17 protein-coding genes are annotated in these 15,833 nt (G+C 68.9%); 9 read left to right on the forward strand and 8 right to left on the reverse strand.

The window, feature by feature from the left end:
• Positions 1-34: 34 nt before the first annotated feature.
• Entirely contained in the window at positions 35-586 is a 552-nt protein-coding gene (gene sufT, locus AC5P8J_RS17785; RefSeq protein ID WP_005415385.1) for a putative Fe-S cluster assembly protein SufT, read from the reverse strand.
• Between the two features lie 122 nt (positions 587-708).
• Here sufT and AC5P8J_RS17790 point away from each other — a divergent pair, with 122 nt between their 5' ends.
• Positions 709-1,128, forward strand: a complete 420-nt coding sequence (locus tag AC5P8J_RS17790) for a hypothetical protein (RefSeq protein ID WP_019661152.1) — start codon at positions 709-711, stop codon at positions 1,126-1,128.
• A 111-nt stretch (positions 1,129-1,239) separates the two neighbouring features.
• Here the strand turns inward: AC5P8J_RS17790 and AC5P8J_RS17795 are convergent, their stop codons facing one another.
• Positions 1,240-2,700, reverse strand: a complete 1,461-nt coding sequence (locus AC5P8J_RS17795) for an NAD(P)(+) transhydrogenase (Re/Si-specific) subunit beta (RefSeq protein WP_227845102.1) — start codon at positions 2,698-2,700, stop codon at positions 1,240-1,242.
• A complete protein-coding gene (locus tag AC5P8J_RS17800; RefSeq protein WP_019661150.1) occupies positions 2,697-3,017 on the reverse strand; it encodes an NAD(P) transhydrogenase subunit alpha part 2 in 321 nt (106 codons plus the stop codon). Before AC5P8J_RS17800 ends, AC5P8J_RS17795 begins: the two co-directional genes overlap by 4 nt.
• 98 nt (positions 3,018-3,115) lie before the next feature.
• On the opposite strand from AC5P8J_RS17800, the gene AC5P8J_RS17805 reads away from it, so the two are divergent.
• Genes AC5P8J_RS17805 through AC5P8J_RS17815 form a run of 3 tightly spaced genes read left to right on the forward strand, consistent with a single transcriptional unit; the run spans position 3,116 to position 4,488 of the window.
• Positions 3,116-3,700 carry an RNA polymerase sigma factor gene (locus AC5P8J_RS17805; RefSeq protein WP_019661149.1) on the forward strand — a complete coding sequence of 195 codons (585 nt, stop codon included), beginning with the start codon at positions 3,116-3,118 and terminating at the stop codon, positions 3,698-3,700.
• Positions 3,697-4,023: a hypothetical protein gene (locus AC5P8J_RS17810; RefSeq protein WP_019661148.1), complete on the forward strand. Its 327-nt coding sequence runs from the start codon at positions 3,697-3,699 to the stop codon at positions 4,021-4,023. Before AC5P8J_RS17805 ends, AC5P8J_RS17810 begins: the two co-directional genes overlap by 4 nt.
• 3 nt (positions 4,024-4,026) lie before the next feature.
• On the forward strand, positions 4,027-4,488 hold the full coding sequence (locus AC5P8J_RS17815; protein WP_019661147.1) for a DUF3106 domain-containing protein: 462 nt from the start codon (positions 4,027-4,029) through the stop codon (positions 4,486-4,488).
• Between the two features lie 101 nt (positions 4,489-4,589).
• On the opposite strand, the gene AC5P8J_RS17820 is transcribed toward AC5P8J_RS17815, so the two are convergent.
• Together AC5P8J_RS17820 and pacR are read right to left on the reverse strand one after the other, a co-directional pair.
• Positions 4,590-5,669 (reverse strand): NAD(P) transhydrogenase subunit alpha, encoded by a 1,080-nt coding sequence (locus AC5P8J_RS17820; RefSeq protein WP_019661146.1) that lies wholly within the window; start codon positions 5,667-5,669, stop codon positions 4,590-4,592.
• A 52-nt stretch (positions 5,670-5,721) separates the two neighbouring features.
• Positions 5,722-8,043 (reverse strand): PacR family protein, encoded by a 2,322-nt coding sequence (gene pacR, locus AC5P8J_RS17825; RefSeq protein ID WP_021203205.1) that lies wholly within the window; start codon positions 8,041-8,043, stop codon positions 5,722-5,724.
• Positions 8,044-8,374: 331 nt separating this feature from the next.
• Here pacR and AC5P8J_RS17830 point away from each other — a divergent pair, with 331 nt between their 5' ends.
• From AC5P8J_RS17830 to AC5P8J_RS17845, 4 genes are read left to right on the forward strand one after another with little or no spacing between them, the layout of a single operon-like run.
• Positions 8,375-8,956 carry a nitroreductase family protein gene (locus tag AC5P8J_RS17830; RefSeq protein WP_134735889.1) on the forward strand — a complete coding sequence of 194 codons (582 nt, stop codon included), beginning with the start codon at positions 8,375-8,377 and terminating at the stop codon, positions 8,954-8,956.
• Positions 8,953-9,888 carry a 5'-3' exonuclease gene (locus AC5P8J_RS17835; RefSeq protein WP_019661143.1) on the forward strand — a complete coding sequence of 312 codons (936 nt, stop codon included), beginning with the start codon at positions 8,953-8,955 and terminating at the stop codon, positions 9,886-9,888. Before AC5P8J_RS17830 ends, AC5P8J_RS17835 begins: the two co-directional genes overlap by 4 nt.
• Positions 9,885-10,439: an NUDIX hydrolase gene (locus tag AC5P8J_RS17840; RefSeq protein WP_019661142.1), complete on the forward strand. Its 555-nt coding sequence runs from the start codon at positions 9,885-9,887 to the stop codon at positions 10,437-10,439. The genes AC5P8J_RS17835 and AC5P8J_RS17840 overlap by 4 nt, the downstream gene beginning before the upstream one ends.
• Positions 10,432-11,229: an N-formylglutamate amidohydrolase gene (locus AC5P8J_RS17845; RefSeq protein ID WP_134732192.1), complete on the forward strand. Its 798-nt coding sequence runs from the start codon at positions 10,432-10,434 to the stop codon at positions 11,227-11,229. Before AC5P8J_RS17840 ends, AC5P8J_RS17845 begins: the two co-directional genes overlap by 8 nt.
• Positions 11,230-11,364: 135 nt before the next feature.
• Here the strand turns inward: AC5P8J_RS17845 and AC5P8J_RS17850 are convergent, their stop codons facing one another.
• Positions 11,365-12,777 carry an MFS transporter gene (locus AC5P8J_RS17850; RefSeq protein WP_019661140.1) on the reverse strand — a complete coding sequence of 471 codons (1,413 nt, stop codon included), beginning with the start codon at positions 12,775-12,777 and terminating at the stop codon, positions 11,365-11,367.
• Between the two features lie 105 nt (positions 12,778-12,882).
• Between AC5P8J_RS17850 and AC5P8J_RS17855 the strand changes: the two genes are divergently transcribed.
• Positions 12,883-13,767 (forward strand): LysR family transcriptional regulator, encoded by an 885-nt coding sequence (locus AC5P8J_RS17855; RefSeq protein WP_111099045.1) that lies wholly within the window; start codon positions 12,883-12,885, stop codon positions 13,765-13,767.
• A 90-nt stretch (positions 13,768-13,857) separates the two neighbouring features.
• Here AC5P8J_RS17855 and pip read toward each other — a convergent pair whose 3' ends face one another.
• Both pip and prmC read right to left on the reverse strand, forming a co-directional pair.
• Positions 13,858-14,799: a prolyl aminopeptidase gene (gene pip / locus AC5P8J_RS17860; RefSeq protein WP_021203202.1), complete on the reverse strand. Its 942-nt coding sequence runs from the start codon at positions 14,797-14,799 to the stop codon at positions 13,858-13,860.
• 48 nt (positions 14,800-14,847) lie between these two features.
• The gene (gene prmC / locus AC5P8J_RS17865; protein WP_021203201.1) at positions 14,848-15,705 is read right to left on the reverse strand and encodes a peptide chain release factor N(5)-glutamine methyltransferase; all 858 of its coding nucleotides are present in this window, start codon (positions 15,703-15,705) and stop codon (positions 14,848-14,850) included.
• Positions 15,706-15,833 lie beyond the last annotated feature (128 nt).

A 15,833-nucleotide genomic window follows, 5' to 3' on the forward strand; every position in this document is an offset into this window, starting at 1 on the left:
GTATTGCCGGGCCCGCGTCACTGCGGGCCGTGGGTCAAAGCATGCCGGTCTCGAGCCGGGCCGCCTCGGACATCATGTGCTGGTTCCACGGCGGGTCGAACACCAGGTCGACGTCGGCCTCGGCCACCGTCGGGATCATTTCGAGTTTGCTGCGCACGTCGTCGACCAGGATCTCGCCCATGCCGCAACCCGGTGCGGTCAGGGTCATCTTCACATCGATCTCGCGCTTGCCTTCGTCCAGGTGCTTGATCTCGACCTCGTAGACCAGGCCCAGTTCGACGATGTTCACCGGAATTTCGGGGTCGAAGCAGGTGCGCAGCTGCTGCCATACCAGCTGTTCCACCTGTTCATCGGTGGCGTCGGCCGGCAGTTCCAGCGGTGCCGGCGCTTCCTTGCCGATGGCGTCGCCGTCCTTGCCGGCGATGCGGAACAGGTTGCCCTCGACGAACACCGAATAACTGCCGCCCAGCGCCTGGGTGATGTACCCATAGCTGCCGGCGGGCAGGGTCACGGTGTCGCCCTGCGGGACCATCACGGCCTCGCAATCGCGTTCGAAGTGGACAGGTTCGCTGCTACGGGAATACATGGGGACCGATATGGGGCCGTGGCCGGGGCCACGCAAGACGGCATTCTAGCCCAGCCGCCCTGCCGCCGCCGGTGCACTGCGGCAAACCACAGTATCCTGTGGGTGATCTTCAGGGAGCTTCGATGTCCTCCAATGCCGCGCGTGCCAGGACCGTGACCTGGCTCTGGCCCATCATGCTGTTGCTGGGCCTGCTTGTTGCTCCCCTCGCCTGGATGGTGCTGGCGCTGATGACCGGCCGGCAGGTCGGCTGGATGGCGGTCGTGACCGCCCTGGAACTGGTGTTCATGCTGCGCATGGGTACGCTGGGCCCGGGCCGGCTGCGCATTGCACTGGTCGTGCTGGGCACCCTGCTGGTGACCGCCGTCGCCAACTGGACCATCGCCAGCGCCTGGATGGGCGGCTCGATCGGGCTGGACCTGTGGGACGCGACCCTGCGGATGGGCCCGCACCTGGCCTGGACCCTGATCGCCCTCGCCAATGGCGCGGTGGAATGGCTGTGGCTGGCGCTGGGCGTGGCCGTGGGCGCCTGGCTGGCGCGCTGAGCACGCAGATCCACGTCAGGCGTGGATGAGGGTAGCGCCGGGCCATGCCCGGCGAGCGCAGCGGTCCGCACGAAACGCCGCCGGGCATGGCCCGGCGCTACCGGTACGGCCTCAATGCCCGCCGTCGAGCGCCTTCAACTCGCTGACCAGCGAGGCTGCCGCTTCGGCACCATCGCCGTACAGCATGCGGGCGTTGTCGGCGTAGAACAGCGCATTCTCGATGCCCGCAAAACCGGTGCCCTTGCCGCGCTTGATCACCACCACGTTGCGCGCATTGACCACGTCCAGCACCGGCATGCCGTAGATCGGGCTGGCCGGGTCGGTGCGTGCCACCGGATTGACCACGTCGTTGGCACCAATCACCAGCACCACGTCGGTGTTGGCGAACTCCGGGTTGATGTCGTCCATGTCGGCGATCAGGTCGTAGGGCACGCCTGCCTCGGCCAGCAGCACGTTCATGTGCCCGGGCATTCGCCCGGCCACCGGATGGATGGCGAACTTCACCTTCACCCCGCGCTGGCCCAGCCGCTGCGCCAGCTCCCAGATCTTGTGCTGGGCCTGCGCCACGGCCATGCCGTAACCAGGCACGATCACCACGCGTTCTGCGTAGGCCATCATCGCCGCGACATCCGACGCTTCAATCGGCTTCTGCGCACCGCTGATCGCCTGCGCTTCCCCGCCGGCGCCACCACCGAAGTTGGAGAACAACACATTGCGGATCGGCCGGTTCATCGCCTTGGCCATCAGCCGGGTCAGCAGGATGCCGGCGGCGCCGACCATCATGCCCGCGATGATCAATGCCTCGTTGCCCAGCACGTAGCCTTCGAACGACACCGCCAGGCCGGTGAACGCGTTGTACAGCGAGATCACCACCGGCATGTCGGCGCCACCGATAGGCAGCGTCATCAGCACGCCCAGCGCCAGCGCCAGTACGAAGAAGGCGACGATCGCCCAGGTGCTGAGCGTGCTGGCGGCGATGATCGCCAGCACCACCACGGCCAGCGCCACCAGCAGGTTCATCACCTGCTGGCCGGGCCAGGTCACGCGCTTGTCCAGGCGCCCATCCAGCTTGGCCCAGGCAATCACCGAACCGGACAGCGACACGGCACCGATCGCCGCGCCGACCACCGCCAGCAGCAGCACCGTGCCCGACGGCTGGCGCCCGGCCAGGTCGGCCAGCGCCTGCGCGCTCCAGTGGCGGGTATCGCGATGGGCCAGGAAGGCGTAGCGCAGCAGTTCCACCGCACCGATCGCCGCCGCCGAGCCACCGCCCATGCCGTTGTACAGCGCCACCATCTGCGGCATGTCGGTGATGGCGACCTTGCCGGCCGACCACCAGGCAAGGCCGGCGCCGAGCAGCAGCGCCACCAGGATCAGCGGCACGTTGTGCAGTTCGGGGAGCAAGAAGGTCGCCACCGTGGCCAGCAGCATGCCCAGCCCTGCCCAGCGGATGCCGCTGCGCGCGGTCAGCGGCGAGGCCATGCGCTGAAGGCCCAGAAGGAACAGCGTGGCGGCAGCGAGGTAACTGGCCTTGACCAGCCAATCGAGCAGTTCGACGGTGCTGATGTTCAAGCCTGCGGCTCCTTCGGTTCGTCCTGGCCCCCCTTGGGCGCGCTCGGCTTGAACATTTCCAGCATGCGCGCGGTGACCACGTAGCCACCGGCGGCGTTGCCGGCACCGAGCACCACGGCGAGGAAGCCCAGGGCTTTCTCCAGCGGCGTCTGCGCATGCCCCAGCACCACCATCGCGCCGATCAGCACGATGCCGTGGATGAAGTTGGAGCCCGACATCAGCGGCGTATGCAGGATCACCGGCACCCGCGAAATGATCACGTGGCCGGCGATGGCCGCCAGCATGAAGATGTACAGCGCCACGAACCCGTCACTCACTGGCAACGCTCCTGCTCTGTCTTCGTCGTCCCATCATAACCATGGGCTGAACCCCGCGTGCACCCGGCGTCAACCGAAGCGGCGCTCACGCGTTGTCGATGGTGACCCCGAGCGAGGAACCGTACCCTGTGCTGGTGAGCAGCCCCGTCCCCCCGAGCGCCGAGACCGATGCCCCGCCGGCATCGCTGGAGGCGTTCCTGGCCAGCGTCGGCCCGCGTGCGTTCCGCTTCGCCGAGGCCGGCCTGCGCCAGCGCGAAGACGCCATGGATGCGGTGCAGGACGCGCTGATGCGCATGCTGGACTACGCCGACAAGCCGGCGGCCGAATGGGCGCCGCTGTTCTGGAGCATCCTGCGCCGGCGCGTGATCGACGTGCAGCGCCGGCGCCGCTTCCGCCTGCCGTTCTGGCGCGACAACCAGGACGCGGAAGGCGGCGGGATCGACTGGGCCGATCCCGGCCCCGACCCGGCACAGGCGCATGAACAGCGCCAGCAGTACCAGCAGCTGGTGGACGCGTTGCGCCGCCTGCCCGCCCGCCAGCGCGAGGCCTTCACCCTGCGCGTGCTGCAGGACCTGGACGGGGCCACCACTGCCCGCGCCATGGGCTGCAGCGAAGGCGCGGTAAAAACCCATCTGGCACGCGCCCGGCAGGCGCTGCAGGATTATCTGGAGATCCACCCGTGAAACGCTCCCTGCCTTCCGACGACACCCTGCGCAGCCTGCATGCGCAGTCGCTGCAGGCGCTGTCGCCTGCAACGTTGGCCCGGCTGCGCCACGCTCGCCACGGCGCCACGGCCGCCCACCGGGGGCGCTGGCGCTGGTGGCTGGCCAGTGCATGCTCGCTGGTGGTGGCGCTGGGGATAGGCCTGCAGTTCACCGGCCATGGCACGCTGACGGGCCCTGCGCCGGCACCTGTGCTTGCCGCGGTGGAAGACAACAGCGCGCTCTACGACGAAAATCCCGATCTGTACCTGTGGCTGGGCGATACCGACCTGGCGATGGAGTGAATCATGCCCCGACTGCACACCCTGCCCCTGCTGATGACCCTGTTGCTGCTGCCGGCCGTCCCGGCGGTGGCGCAGAGCGCCGCGCCCGCCCCTGCCGCACGCCCTGCGCCGGCCGCACCGCTGCCGGCCTGGGAACAGTTGAGTGAAGCGCAGCGGGAGTCCCTGCTGGCGCCGCTACGCGACCGCTGGAACAGCGCCGATGCCGGCCAGCGCCAGCGCATGCTCTCGCACGGCCAGCGCTGGCAATCGATGAGTCCGGAAGAGCGCGACAAGGCCCGCCGCGGCCTGCGCCGCTTCGAGCACATGAGCCCGGAACAGCGGGAGCAGGCCCGTGCCCTGTTCGGCCAGATGCGGGGGCTGCCCCCCGCGCAGCGCGATGCCCTGCGCGAGCGCTGGTCACAGATGACGCCGGAACAGCGCAAGGACTGGGTGCGCGACAACCCGCCGCCGGCGAAGCCCCGGTAAGGCCAGATTCAATCCCTCTGTAGCGCCGAGCCCACGCCCGGCTGCTTCATCGCGTCTGCGCAAGCCGAGCATGGGCTCGGCTCTACAGCATGCAGGTCAGGTCACGCCTGCCAGCGCGTCTTGGCCAGCAACTCGTCTTCCCAGTCGAAACCGAGCTGCCCTTCGCGCACGAACAGCGCGACGAAGTTGAGCAGGTTGCGCGCATACATCTCGCTGGCCTGGGTCGCGCCGCGGCTGGCCAGGCCCAGTGGGCCATCAATGGTCACGCCCTGGTGTTCGATGCACTGCCCCGGCTGGGTCAGAGCGCAGTTGCCACCGCTCTCGGCAGCCAGATCCACGATCACGCTGCCAGCAGCCATGCCCTCCACCATTGCCGCAGTCACGATCGTCGGCGCCGGTCGCCCCGGCACCGCTGCGGTGCAGATCACCACATCCACGCTGCGCAGGTGGTCGGCCAGCCGGCGCTGCTGCTCGGCGCGCTCCTCATCACTCAGTGCGCGCGCATAACCGCCCTCGCCGGCCGCACTCACGCCAAGATCGAGGAAGCGTGCACCCAGTGACTGGATCTGCTCGCGGGTTTCCGGGCGCACGTCGAAGCCTTCCACCTGTGCACCGAGGCGGCGCGCGGTGGCAATGGCCTGCAGGCCCGCCACGCCGGCACCGATCACCAGCACCTTGGCCGGGCGCACAGTGCCGGCGGCGGTGGTCAGCATCGGGAAGAAACGCGGTGCACGTTCTGCAGCGATCAGCGCCGCCTTGTAGCCGGCCATGCCGGCCTGCGAACTGAGTACATCCATCGCCTGCGCACGGGTGGTGCGCGGCAGCTGCTGCAGCGGGAACAGCTGCAGGCGACCATCGGTCGCCAGCGCGGCCAGCGCCGGATCGCTGGCCGGGGCCAGCAGGCCGACCACGCTGGCGCCGGGCTTGAGCTGTTCCAGCACCGCCGCAGGGGGGGCCTGCACGCACAGCAGGATGTCGATCTCGGCCCAGCGGCCCGCGTCGAAGACGCGTGCACCGGCATCGTCATAGGCGGCGTCGGTGAAACCAGCGGCCAAACCCGCGCCCGCCTCATACCAGACGGCAATGCCCATGGCCCCGAGCTTGCGCGCGGTTTCCGGCGTCAGCGCCACGCGCCGTTCGCCCGGCGCGGTCTCCTTGATCCCCAGCAACGCCACGGCCATGCAGGTCCCCGCTGATCGGTGAGTTTTCCCGATCCTAGCAGGCGGCCACGGCTCAGTGCAGCGTTGCGCTGCCCGGGTCCAGCCGATCGATCACACCCTGCATCGCGCTGTCGAAGGCGCCATCGTCAACGTGGGCACGCAGGCGGCCCAGCCGCACCATCACCGCCAGTTCTTCCGGCGAGGCCACGCAGAAGCGCACGCCACGACGGTTGACGAACAACAGACGCGAGGAAATCGGGCTGACCCAGGACAGCTTGCCGGCCTGGACCTTGCCGTCCTTGTCGACGAAATCCAGCCAGTTGCCGATTTCCATGCGGCGGAAGCGGTCGGCATCGGCGTTGTCGAAATCGTCGGCGTCGATCTGCCCGCCGAGCTCGACCGCTGGCGATTCAGCCACCGGCGGTACCGGCAACGCGACCTGCGGCAGCTCCGGCAGCGCGCGCTGCAGCTCCGGCCGCGATTCGGCAATGCCCTGCAAGGTGTCATGCAGGGCATCAATGGCGCCGGTGGCGGCATCACCGTGCACGCCAACGCTGCCGAACACCTTGGCCAGCGCCGGCTGCCAGGCCTGCAGCCATGGCTTGCCGACGATCTGGCGGCGCGCCTCGGCCACTTCCTCCAGCAGGCCGTCGGCCAGGCTCAGTGCCTCGGCCACCGACGCGCCCTCCTCGCCCTCGCGCAGCAGGGCCAGGGTCAGGTGGTGCTGCCACGGCTGGCGCAGGAACTCGGCGATGGCCGGCGGCAGGGAGGCATCGCCGATGCGACGGTCCAGTTCGGCACCTGCCCGGCTGCGGGCCATTTCCAGCTTTTCCTGGCCACGCTGCGTTTCGGCGGCGCGCCGCTCGGCGATTTCCACGCGGCGGCGGTGCTGCACGAGGAACTCGCGGAATTCCTCTTCCAGGGTCAGGAAGATCGCCAGGTTCTCGTTGAACTCGGCCACCAGCCGTTCGATGATCTCCTCGACCTTGGCCATCAGCATGCGCTCGGCCTGGCTCTCGCCGGTGTTGCCCTCGCAGGCCTCCGCCAGCGAGTTGAGCAGCTTGCGCGCCGGATGGGTCTTCTGCACGAACATCCGACGGTCGAGCATCGCCACCTTGACGAAGGGCACCACCAGGCGGCCGATCAGCTCGCGCGAGCGGCCTTCCAGTTCGCGCTCGTCCAGCATCACGTCGAACAGCATGCCCACCAGGTCGATCGCATCCTCGTCCTGCGGGTCCAGCCGGGTCTGGCCCGGATCGACGCCCAGCCGGGTCGCGCTGGACAGTACTTCACTCTTCAAGCGCTGCGCCAGGGATTCGCCGTCCTCGCCGATGGCCGCGCGCAGGGTGGCGCTGGGCGTGGCCTGCAGCAGTGACAGCACCGACATCATCTCGCGCTGGCTCAACGGGCGATGCTGGCCGACCGCGACCTGCGCGGCCGAGGTGGCATCCTCGCGAACGTGACGGGTCTGCTGCAGCAGCTCATGCAGAGCCTCCAGCAGCATGCCCTGCTGGCCGGCATACGCCTCGCCGTTGCCGGCATCGTCGCCCCCGAGATGCTGCTGCATGTGGCCACGGCGCTCGGACCAGCGCGCGGCGAAGCGCTGCGCCCAGGCCGGCGCGGCCTGCTCATCATCGCTGAACTCGGATTCCAAGCCCGCCGCGTGGCGCGGCTCGACCAGATCATCCGCCCCCGCCGCCATGCGCGGGTCGGGCGCGGCCGACAATGGACGCCGCGGGGCCCCCACCTGCGACATCACGCCAGCGGCGGCCAGCTGCTCGTCCAGCTTCTCGTAGATGCGGCCCACCGGCGCGCGCAGGTCGCGCTCGCACAGCTTGATCAGCACCAGGTGCACTTCCGGCGCCAGCTCGCAGCCGGCAAAGGCCTCGTGGATGGCCACGCCCAGGTGTTCGGGGCTGACCGGGTTGTGGTCGGCATCCAGCTCGGCGCCGCCGATCAGGCGGCCCAGGCGCCGGTCGAGCCGCGCCAGCACCGGCTTGAAGTCGCGCAGCAGCACGGTGGCGAAATTGCGCACCGCCAGCCGCGATTCCAGTACATGTTCGGCCAGCAGGCTCAGGCCATCTTCGGCAGGACCGGACAGGGTCGCCTCGGCCGACAGCGGCTCGCCGCTGGCGAGCGCGTCCCAAGCCCGCTGCAGATGGCCGGCGAAGGCACCGGCGATGTCCTCGCGGCGGCGGCGCAGTTCACGCATCGCATCCAGGAACAGCAGCTGCGACGAACCGGCATTGCCGGCGCGGTCGAACAGTGCGTCGTCGAAACGCGCCAGTGCGGCCCCGAAAACCTGGCACAGCGCGGGCAGGACCATGTCCCGGGCACGCTGCAACTGGACCGGGTCACGACCCGGCGATCCCATCGGTGTGGGCGCGCTCATCATTCGGGAAGGCTCCCCACCTTCTCTGGTACGACAGTCAGCATGGACATCGCGGCGGCCGGCACACCCCATGTACCGGTACGTCGATGGTAGGCCGGCCAGCCCGTCACGGACAGTGAAACAGTCCTCACTTCAAACCTCATGACCGGCGGCCCGGCAAGATGGATATCGTAAGCCGTGCAAGGCCCACGAGGCGAGAGCAGGCGGCCGTCCCTTTCCCGCCAGTGGCATGATGTTCATCACAGTTTGGCATTCAGGGGCTGGACGCGACCCAGACGGCGTCTTCGACCACCCCGACTATAATCAAATGCCCGTGATGACCGGTTCAGACTCCATGCCCGACCCCACTGCCCTGCTTGCCCTGGATGCCCGCCGCTCGGTGCCCTCGCGGCAATTGGGCGAGCCCGGCCCGCACCCGGCAACCCTGCAGCGCATGCTGGCCTCGGCCGTACGCGTGCCCGACCACGGCAAGCGGGTACCGTTCCGCTTCCTGAAGATCGCCGGCGATGCACGTCACACTCTGGGCAACTTCCTGGCCGAGCGCAGCCGCCAGCGCGACCCGCATGCCGGCGAGGCGGTATTCGAGAAGGACCGCCAGCGTTTCAGTCATGCCCCGCTGGTGATCGTGGTGGTGGCCAGCCCGCGCCCGGACCCGAAGGTCCCCGAACAGGAGCAGCTGATGACCGCCGGCTGCGTCTGCTTCGCCCTGCTGCAGGCCGCACAGGCGCTGGGCTTCGGCGCGCAGTGGCTGACCGCCTGGATGGCCTTCGACCCCGCCGTGCACGCCTACCTGGGCCTGGCCGAGGGCGAGAGCGTCGCCGGTTTCATCCATATCGGTACGCCGAAGGCCGCCGTGCCCGAGCGCGAGCGTCCGGACCCGGCCGCGCTGCTGCGCGACTGGACGCCGCCGGCATGAGCCTGCCGGCACCGCCGCCTTCGCTGTACCTGGTCGATGCCAGCATCTACGTGTTCCGCGCCTGGCACTCGCTGCCGGACCAGTTCCAGGACGCGCAGGGCTGGCCGACCAATGCCGTGCACGGTTTCGCCCGCTTCCTGCTGGACCTGCTCGAGCGCGAGCGCCCGCAGCACATCGCCATCGCCTTCGATGAAGCGCTCGACAGCGGCTTCCGCCACCGCCTGTACCCGGCCTACAAGGCCAACCGTGATCCGGCACCGGAAGCACTCAAGCGGCAGTTCGTGCACTGCAAGGCGTTATGCGCGGCGTTGGGCCTGGCGGTGCTGGCGCACCACGAATACGAGGCCGACGACCTGATCGGCAGCGCCCTGCACGTTCACCGCAGCAGCCATCGCGGCGTGATCATCTCCGCCGACAAGGACCTGTCGCAGCTGCTGGCCGACCATGACGAGCAGTGGGACTATGCGCGCAACCAGCGCTGGAACGTGGCCGGGGTGAAGGCGCGGCACGGCGTGCACGCGCACCAGATTGCCGACTACCTGGCGCTGTGCGGCGATGCGGTGGACAACATTCCCGGTATCAGTGGCGTGGGCAGCAAGTCCGCCGCCGTGCTGCTGGCCCATTTCGGCAGCATGGATGCACTGTACGAACGCCTGGACGAAGTGCCGTTCCTGCGCCTGCGCGGCGCGGCCCAGATGGCGGTGCGCCTGCGCGAGCAGCGCGAGCATGCCCGGCTCTGGCGCCAGCTGACCACCATCGCGCTGGACGCGCCGCTGGAAGGCAGCCAACCCGGCCTGCTGCGCCAGGCGGCCGACCCGGAACTGCTCGGTGGCCTGTGCCAGACCCTTCGATTCGGCCCGATGACCCGCCGCCGGCTGTTCGATGCCGCTGGCGTGGCCGACCCTCTTCCCACCCACAGCGAGCCCGCATGAGCCAGCGCAATACCGAAGCCCCGCGTGTCGTCTATGAAGGCAAGTACCAGCGCATGGTCGTGCGCGGTACCTGGGAATACAGCGAACGCACCCACGCCGGCGGCCTGGCGGCGATCATCATCGCCGTCACCCCGGAGGACAAGGTGCTGTTCGTCGAACAGTTCCGTGTACCGCTGCAGGCCCCCACCATCGAGATGCCGGCCGGCCTGGTCGGCGACATCCACGCCGGCGAATCGATTGAAGTCTCGGCCGTGCGCGAGCTCGAGGAAGAAACCGGCTGGACCGCCGATCACGCCGAAGTGCTGCTGATCGGCCCGACCTCTTCCGGCGCCAGCAGCGAGAAGATCGCCTTCGTGCGCGCCACCGGCCTGCGCCGGATCGGCGAAGGGGGTGGCGACGACAGCGAGGACATCATCGTCCACGAGATTCCGCGCAGTGAGGCAGCGGCCTGGCTGGTGCAGAAGATGGGCGAAGGCTACGAGCTGGACGCCAAGCTCTGGGCCGGGCTGTGGATGATCGAGCATCACCTGGACGGACGCCCGCGTGGCTGACGCCGACCTGCATGCGCTGCCGGCGCTGCTCGGCGCCGACGACCCGGCGATCTACACCCTCCACCGGCCGCAGGGCGCGTCGCCGTACCTGCTGCTGGCCGACCACGCCGGCCAGCAGGTGCCGCGTGCGCTCGCAGGCCTGGGCTTGCCGCAGGCCGAACTGGACCGCCATATCGGCTGGGACATCGGCATTGCCGGCACCACTCGTGCACTGGCCGAACGGCTGGATGCCTGGGCGATCGAACAGACCTATTCGCGGCTGCTGATCGACTGCAACCGCCCACTGGCCTCGCCCACGCTGATTCCGGAGGTGAGCGACCACACCGTGGTGCCCGGCAATGCCGCGCTGTCGGCGGCGCAGCGGCAGCAGCGCATCGATGCGATCCACGCACCGTACCACGCCCGCATCGATGCGGAACTGGACGCGCGGCGCGTTGCCGGCCTCCCCACCCTGCTGGTGATGATGCACAGCTTCACCCCTGTGATGAGCGGCGCGCAGCGACCGTGGCACGCCGGCGTGCTGTACCACCAGGACACGCGCTTTGCGCATGCCCTGCTGCAGGCACTGCGCGATGAAGGCGACCTGGTGGTGGGTGACAACGAACCGTATTCGGTCAGCAGTACCAGCGACTACGCGGTACCGGTGCATGGCGAAGGGCGCGGCCTGGTGCACGTGGAGCTGGAGATCCGCCAGGACCTGATTGCCGATGCCGCCGGGCAGCAGGCGTGGGCAGAGCGGCTGGCGCGGATCTTCAGCGCGTTGCAGCCGCAGTTGCTGGCGCTGGGTTGAATGCGCGTGGATCCATTCCGGATCGGTAGTGCCGGCCGCTGGCCGGAAACCTCAGGGTAGTTGGATCAATGTGTTTGCCGGCCAGCGGCCGGCACTGCCCAGGCGCGGCACATCCACCCACGGCAGCGCCTTCAATCATGCCTCGTTGGCCGGGCAGACGGTGGCGGCCGATTCGGCCGGCGCCGGGCGCAGGCCCAGCGCGATCACCACGCCGAACAGTGAAAACAAGGCGGCACCGTATTCGGCGCGCACCAGCCCGGCCAGTGCACTCGGCGAACCGGCTGCACCCGCATGGGCATTGGCCACCATCACCAGCACCGCCAGGCCCAGCGCACCACCGATCTGCTGCGCGGTCGCCGCCATGCCAGATGCAACACCCTGCTGTGCGGACGGCACGCCCTGCCCGGCCACGATCCACATCGAGGTCCAGGTCATGCCCTGGCCGATGCTCAGCACTACCACGCCGGGCAGCAGCGGCCAGAAGTTCGAGGCGTGCGGGAGTGTTGCTGCGGCCCAGGCGATGCCAACGGCACCGGCCAGCTGGCCGAGCACCAGCACCTTGCGTGCACTCCAGCGCTTCAGCGCCCACTCCGCCAGCTGGATGCCGACCGTGCACACCGCCGTCGCCGGCAGGAAAGCCAGGCCGGCCTGCAGCGGGCTCCAGCCGTAGCCGTCCTGGAAGTACAGCGCCATGAAGTAGTACTGCACTCCATAGCTGCTCATGAAGGCGAAGGTCAGGCCCAGTGCCGCGCGCAGTCCGGGCAGCCGCAGCAACGCGAACTGCATCAGCGGATCGCGGCTGCGCTGTTCGATCTGCACGAACGCCACCAGCAGCAGCACCGACAGCAGCAGGCAGCCCAGCGTGGCCGGCGCAGTCCAGCCCCACTCCGGCCCTTGCACGAGGGTAGTGACCAGCAGACTGCCGCCGGCAGTGACGGTGAGGCAACCGGCCAGATCGAAGGAACGGCCCTGCAGACGCGGGCCATCGGCCGGCAACCACGCGCCCGCAGCGACCGCGCAGGTGGTGGCCAGTGGCACGATCACTGCCAGCACTGCCGGCCAGCCGAACGCCTGGGTCAGCACGCCACCGAGCAGCGTGCCCAGCGCCAGGCCCACCGCGCTGGCCATGCTCCAGATCGCAAGTGCGCGGTTGCGCACCGGACCTTCCGCATACAACGTGTTGATCAGCGCCAGCGTGGCCGGGAACAGCAGTGCCGCGCCGATGCCCTGCGCCGCACGCGCGATGATCAGCAGGGTGGCGTTCGGCGCCAGCGCGCCGAGCAGCGACGCCAGTGCGAACAGCAGCATGCCCAGCCGGTAGAAGCGGCGACGGCCGATCAGGTCGGCGGCACGGCCCCCCAGCAGCAGGCTGCCGCCAAAGGCCACGGTGTAGGCACTGACCACCCATTGCAGCTGCTGTGCGTTGATCTGCAGCGCGCGACCCATGTCGTGCAGGGCGACGAAGATGATGGTGGCATCCAGGGCGATGATCAGCTGGGCGGTGGCCAGCAGGGCCAGCGCCCAGCGCGGGTACTTGAGGGGAGGCATCGACGGTCCGGTGCTGTGGGGGAGCGCAGTCTCATTGATGCAGAGCTATCAATAAACCCCTTTCCAGCCATATCTGTCATGATTTTCAGCATGAATGGAACCTCGATGGACCTCAATGCCGTGCGCATGCTGGTGCAGGTGGCTGAAGCACGCAGTTTCACCGTCGCCGCCGGGCAGCTGGGCCTGAGCCAGTCAGGCCTGTCGCGCGCGATCAGTCGGCTGGAGGCCACGCTGGGGGTGAAGCTGCTGCAGCGAAACACCCGCAACGTGGCACTGACCCCGGATGGTCGCCAGTTCGTCGATCAGGTCGCGCCCCTGCTGTGCGGTCTCGAAGACGCCGAACGCCAGTTGGCCGACCGTCCGTGCACGCCCTCGGGCACCCTGAAGATCAGTGCGCCCTCGATGTTCGGGCGCAAGGTGCTGGTACCGCTGCTGGGGCCGATGCTGCAGCAGCACCCGCAACTGCAGGTGGAAGCCGTGCTCAACGACCGCCTGGTCGATCTGGTCGAGGAAGGTTTCGATGCCGCGCTGCGCACCGGCGTCATCGCCGACCAGCGCATCGTCGCGCGGCCACTGCGGCCGCTGCGCTGGGTGACGGTGGCCAGCCCCGGCTACCTGGCCCGCTGTGGCGCACCGGACGATGTGGCGGCGTTGCAGGGCCACGCGTGCCTGGCGGTGCGCAACCTGCGCAGTGGCCGGCTGGTGGACTGGCAGTTCCTGCAGGACGGCCAGCTTCACGACTTCACGCCACCGACGCGGATGGTGTTCGACAGCGGCGATCCGCTGGTGGAAGCGGCGATCGCCGGCATCGGCATCGTGCAGGTGATGGATTTCGCGGTGGCCGACGCGCTGGCCGACGGCCGGTTGCAACGCGTGCTGCAGCCGTTCGAGGGCCGCAGCCGTGCGCTGTCGCTGATCTACCCGCCGTCGCGCCAGCACTCGCCGAAGCTGCAGGTGCTGGCCGACGCGTTGCTGGCCGGGGACTGGTAAATCCACGCCATGCGTGGATGAGGCCGGTAGCGCCGGGCGATGCCCGGCGCTGATGGTGAAGCATTGCCGGCCAGCGGCCGGCACTACCGATCAGGCGAAGCTATCGGTGGCGCGCACCAGCGCATCCACGTTCTCGGCCTCGAACGCCGAATGGCCCGAGGCCGGGGTGATTTCCAGCTTCGCCTTCGGCCACACCTTGGTCAGGTCCCAGGCGTTGGCCAGCGGGCAGACCACGTCGTAGCGGCCGTGCACGATCACGCCCGGGATGTCGGCGATGCGGTGCGCGTCGCGCAGCAGCTGGTCTTCCACCTCGAAGAAACCACCGTTGACGAAGTAGTGGTTCTCGATGCGGGCAAACGCCAGCGCGAAATGCGGGTCTTCGTGGCTGTTGATGAAGTCATCATCGACATGCAGGAAGCTGGTCGCGCCTTCCCACACCGCCCAGGCCTTGGCCGCTTCCAGGCGGGTGGTTTCGTCGTCGCTGGTCAGGCGGCGGTGGAAGGCCGAGATCAGGTCATGGCGCTCCACCGGCGGAATCGGCTTGAGGTAATGCTCCCACGCATCCGGGAACAGGCGGTTGGCGCCTTCCTGGTAGAACCACTCCAGTTCCCAGCGACGCAGCATGAAGATGCCGCGCAGGACCAGTTCGGTCACGCGCTGCGGATGGGTTTCGGCATAGGCCAGCGCCAGGGTCGAACCCCAGCTGCCACCGAACACCTGCCAGCGATCGACCTTCAGGTGTTCGCGCAGCTTCTCGATATCAGCAACAAGGTCCCAGGTGGTGTTGTCCACCAGGTCGGCGTGCGGGGTGGAACGGCCGGCACCGCGCTGGTCGAACAGGATGATCCGGTACTTGGACGGGTCGTGGAACTGGCGCATCTTGTCGCTGCAGCCGCCGCCCGGGCCACCGTGCAGCATCACCACCGGCTTGCCGTCCGGGTTGCCGCACTGTTCGAAGTACAGCGTGTGGCGGTCGTCGACCTTCAGGGTGCCGACGTCGTAGGGGGTGATGGCGGGGTACAGCGTACGCATGCTTGCAGCTCCAGGGTGATGCCCTGCCGGGGCAGGAGAACCTCCATTCTAGGCCGGACGCCGGCCCAGGGTGATGCGGTCGCGCTGCTCCAGGTCCTGTGCGGTCTGCACCTCGACAAATCCCGCCGCGTCGAACAGCGCACGGATCGCCGCGCCCTGGTCCCAACCGTGCTCGATCAACAGCCAGCCCTCGGGCCGCAGGTGGGCCTGGCCACCGTCGACGATACGGCGGATGTCATCCAGGCCATCCGGACCCGAGGCCAGTGCGGTGGCCGGCTCGAAGCGCAGGTCACCCTGCTCCAGATGCGGATCGTCGCTGGCGATGTACGGCGGGTTGCTGGCAATCAGATCAAAACGCGCGCCCTGCAGCGGCGCATACCAGTCGTGCCCGCCTTCGGCGAAGCGGACGTTGCGCAGATCATGGCGGGCGGCATTGCGCGCGGCCACGGCCAGCGCGCCCGGGCTGGCGTCGGTGGCCAGCACCTGCGCCTGCGGCCGTTCGCTGGCCAGTGCCAGTGCAATCGCACCACTGCCGGTGCCCAGGTCAGCCAGCTGCAGCGACTGGTCTGGCGGCAGGCGCTCCAGCGCCAGCTCGACCAGCAGCTCGGTTTCCGGACGCGGGATCAGCGTGGCCGGGTCGACCTCCAGGTCCAGCGTCCAGAATCCGCGACGGCCGGTCAGGTAGGCCACCGGCTCACCGGCCACGCGGCGGGCCAGCAACGCCTCGAAGGCGGCCTGGTCATTGGCGGCCAGCGGATCGGTGGCGTGCGCGAACAGCCAGCTGCGCGGGCGGTCCAGTACATGCAGCAGCAGCAGTTCCGCCTCGTGGCGGGCGTCGATGCTGCCCAAGCGAGCACTGGCGTCGGCTACGACCTGACGCAGGGTGGGTTGGGCTTGAAAGGACATGCTGCAATTGTAGAGCCGAGCCTGTGCTCGGCTGCTTCTGGAGCAGCCGAGCACAGGCTCGGCTCTACAAAACCAGAATCGGTTCAGGTTCCGCAGGGCGGGATAAGGACGGACTATCGGCCCCAAGC

It is taken from the genome of Stenotrophomonas sp. YJH_SMC_37 (assembly GCF_059370035.1).

Bases quoted from the DNA above. Each gene is read 5' to 3' on its own strand.
- sufT (WP_005415385.1), bottom strand. From the start codon at position 586: ATGTATTCCCGTAGCAGCGAACCTGTCCACTTCGAACGCGATTGCGAG.
- AC5P8J_RS17790 (WP_019661152.1), top strand. From the start codon at position 709: ATGTCCTCCAATGCCGCGCGTGCCAGGACCGTGACCTGGCTCTGGCCC.
- AC5P8J_RS17805 (WP_019661149.1), top strand. From the start codon at position 3,116: ATGGTGACCCCGAGCGAGGAACCGTACCCTGTGCTGGTGAGCAGCCCC.
- AC5P8J_RS17815 (WP_019661147.1), top strand. From the start codon at position 4,027: ATGCCCCGACTGCACACCCTGCCCCTGCTGATGACCCTGTTGCTGCTG.
- AC5P8J_RS17820 (WP_019661146.1), bottom strand. From the start codon at position 5,669: ATGGCCGTGGCGTTGCTGGGGATCAAGGAGACCGCGCCGGGCGAACGG.
- pacR (WP_021203205.1), bottom strand. From the start codon at position 8,043: ATGATGAGCGCGCCCACACCGATGGGATCGCCGGGTCGTGACCCGGTC.
- AC5P8J_RS17830 (WP_134735889.1), top strand. From the start codon at position 8,375: ATGCCCGACCCCACTGCCCTGCTTGCCCTGGATGCCCGCCGCTCGGTG.
- AC5P8J_RS17835 (WP_019661143.1), top strand. From the start codon at position 8,953: ATGAGCCTGCCGGCACCGCCGCCTTCGCTGTACCTGGTCGATGCCAGC.
- AC5P8J_RS17840 (WP_019661142.1), top strand. From the start codon at position 9,885: ATGAGCCAGCGCAATACCGAAGCCCCGCGTGTCGTCTATGAAGGCAAG.
- AC5P8J_RS17850 (WP_019661140.1), bottom strand. From the start codon at position 12,777: ATGCCTCCCCTCAAGTACCCGCGCTGGGCGCTGGCCCTGCTGGCCACC.
- AC5P8J_RS17855 (WP_111099045.1), top strand. From the start codon at position 12,883: ATGGACCTCAATGCCGTGCGCATGCTGGTGCAGGTGGCTGAAGCACGC.
- pip (WP_021203202.1), bottom strand. From the start codon at position 14,799: ATGCGTACGCTGTACCCCGCCATCACCCCCTACGACGTCGGCACCCTG.
- prmC (WP_021203201.1), bottom strand. From the start codon at position 15,705: ATGTCCTTTCAAGCCCAACCCACCCTGCGTCAGGTCGTAGCCGACGCC.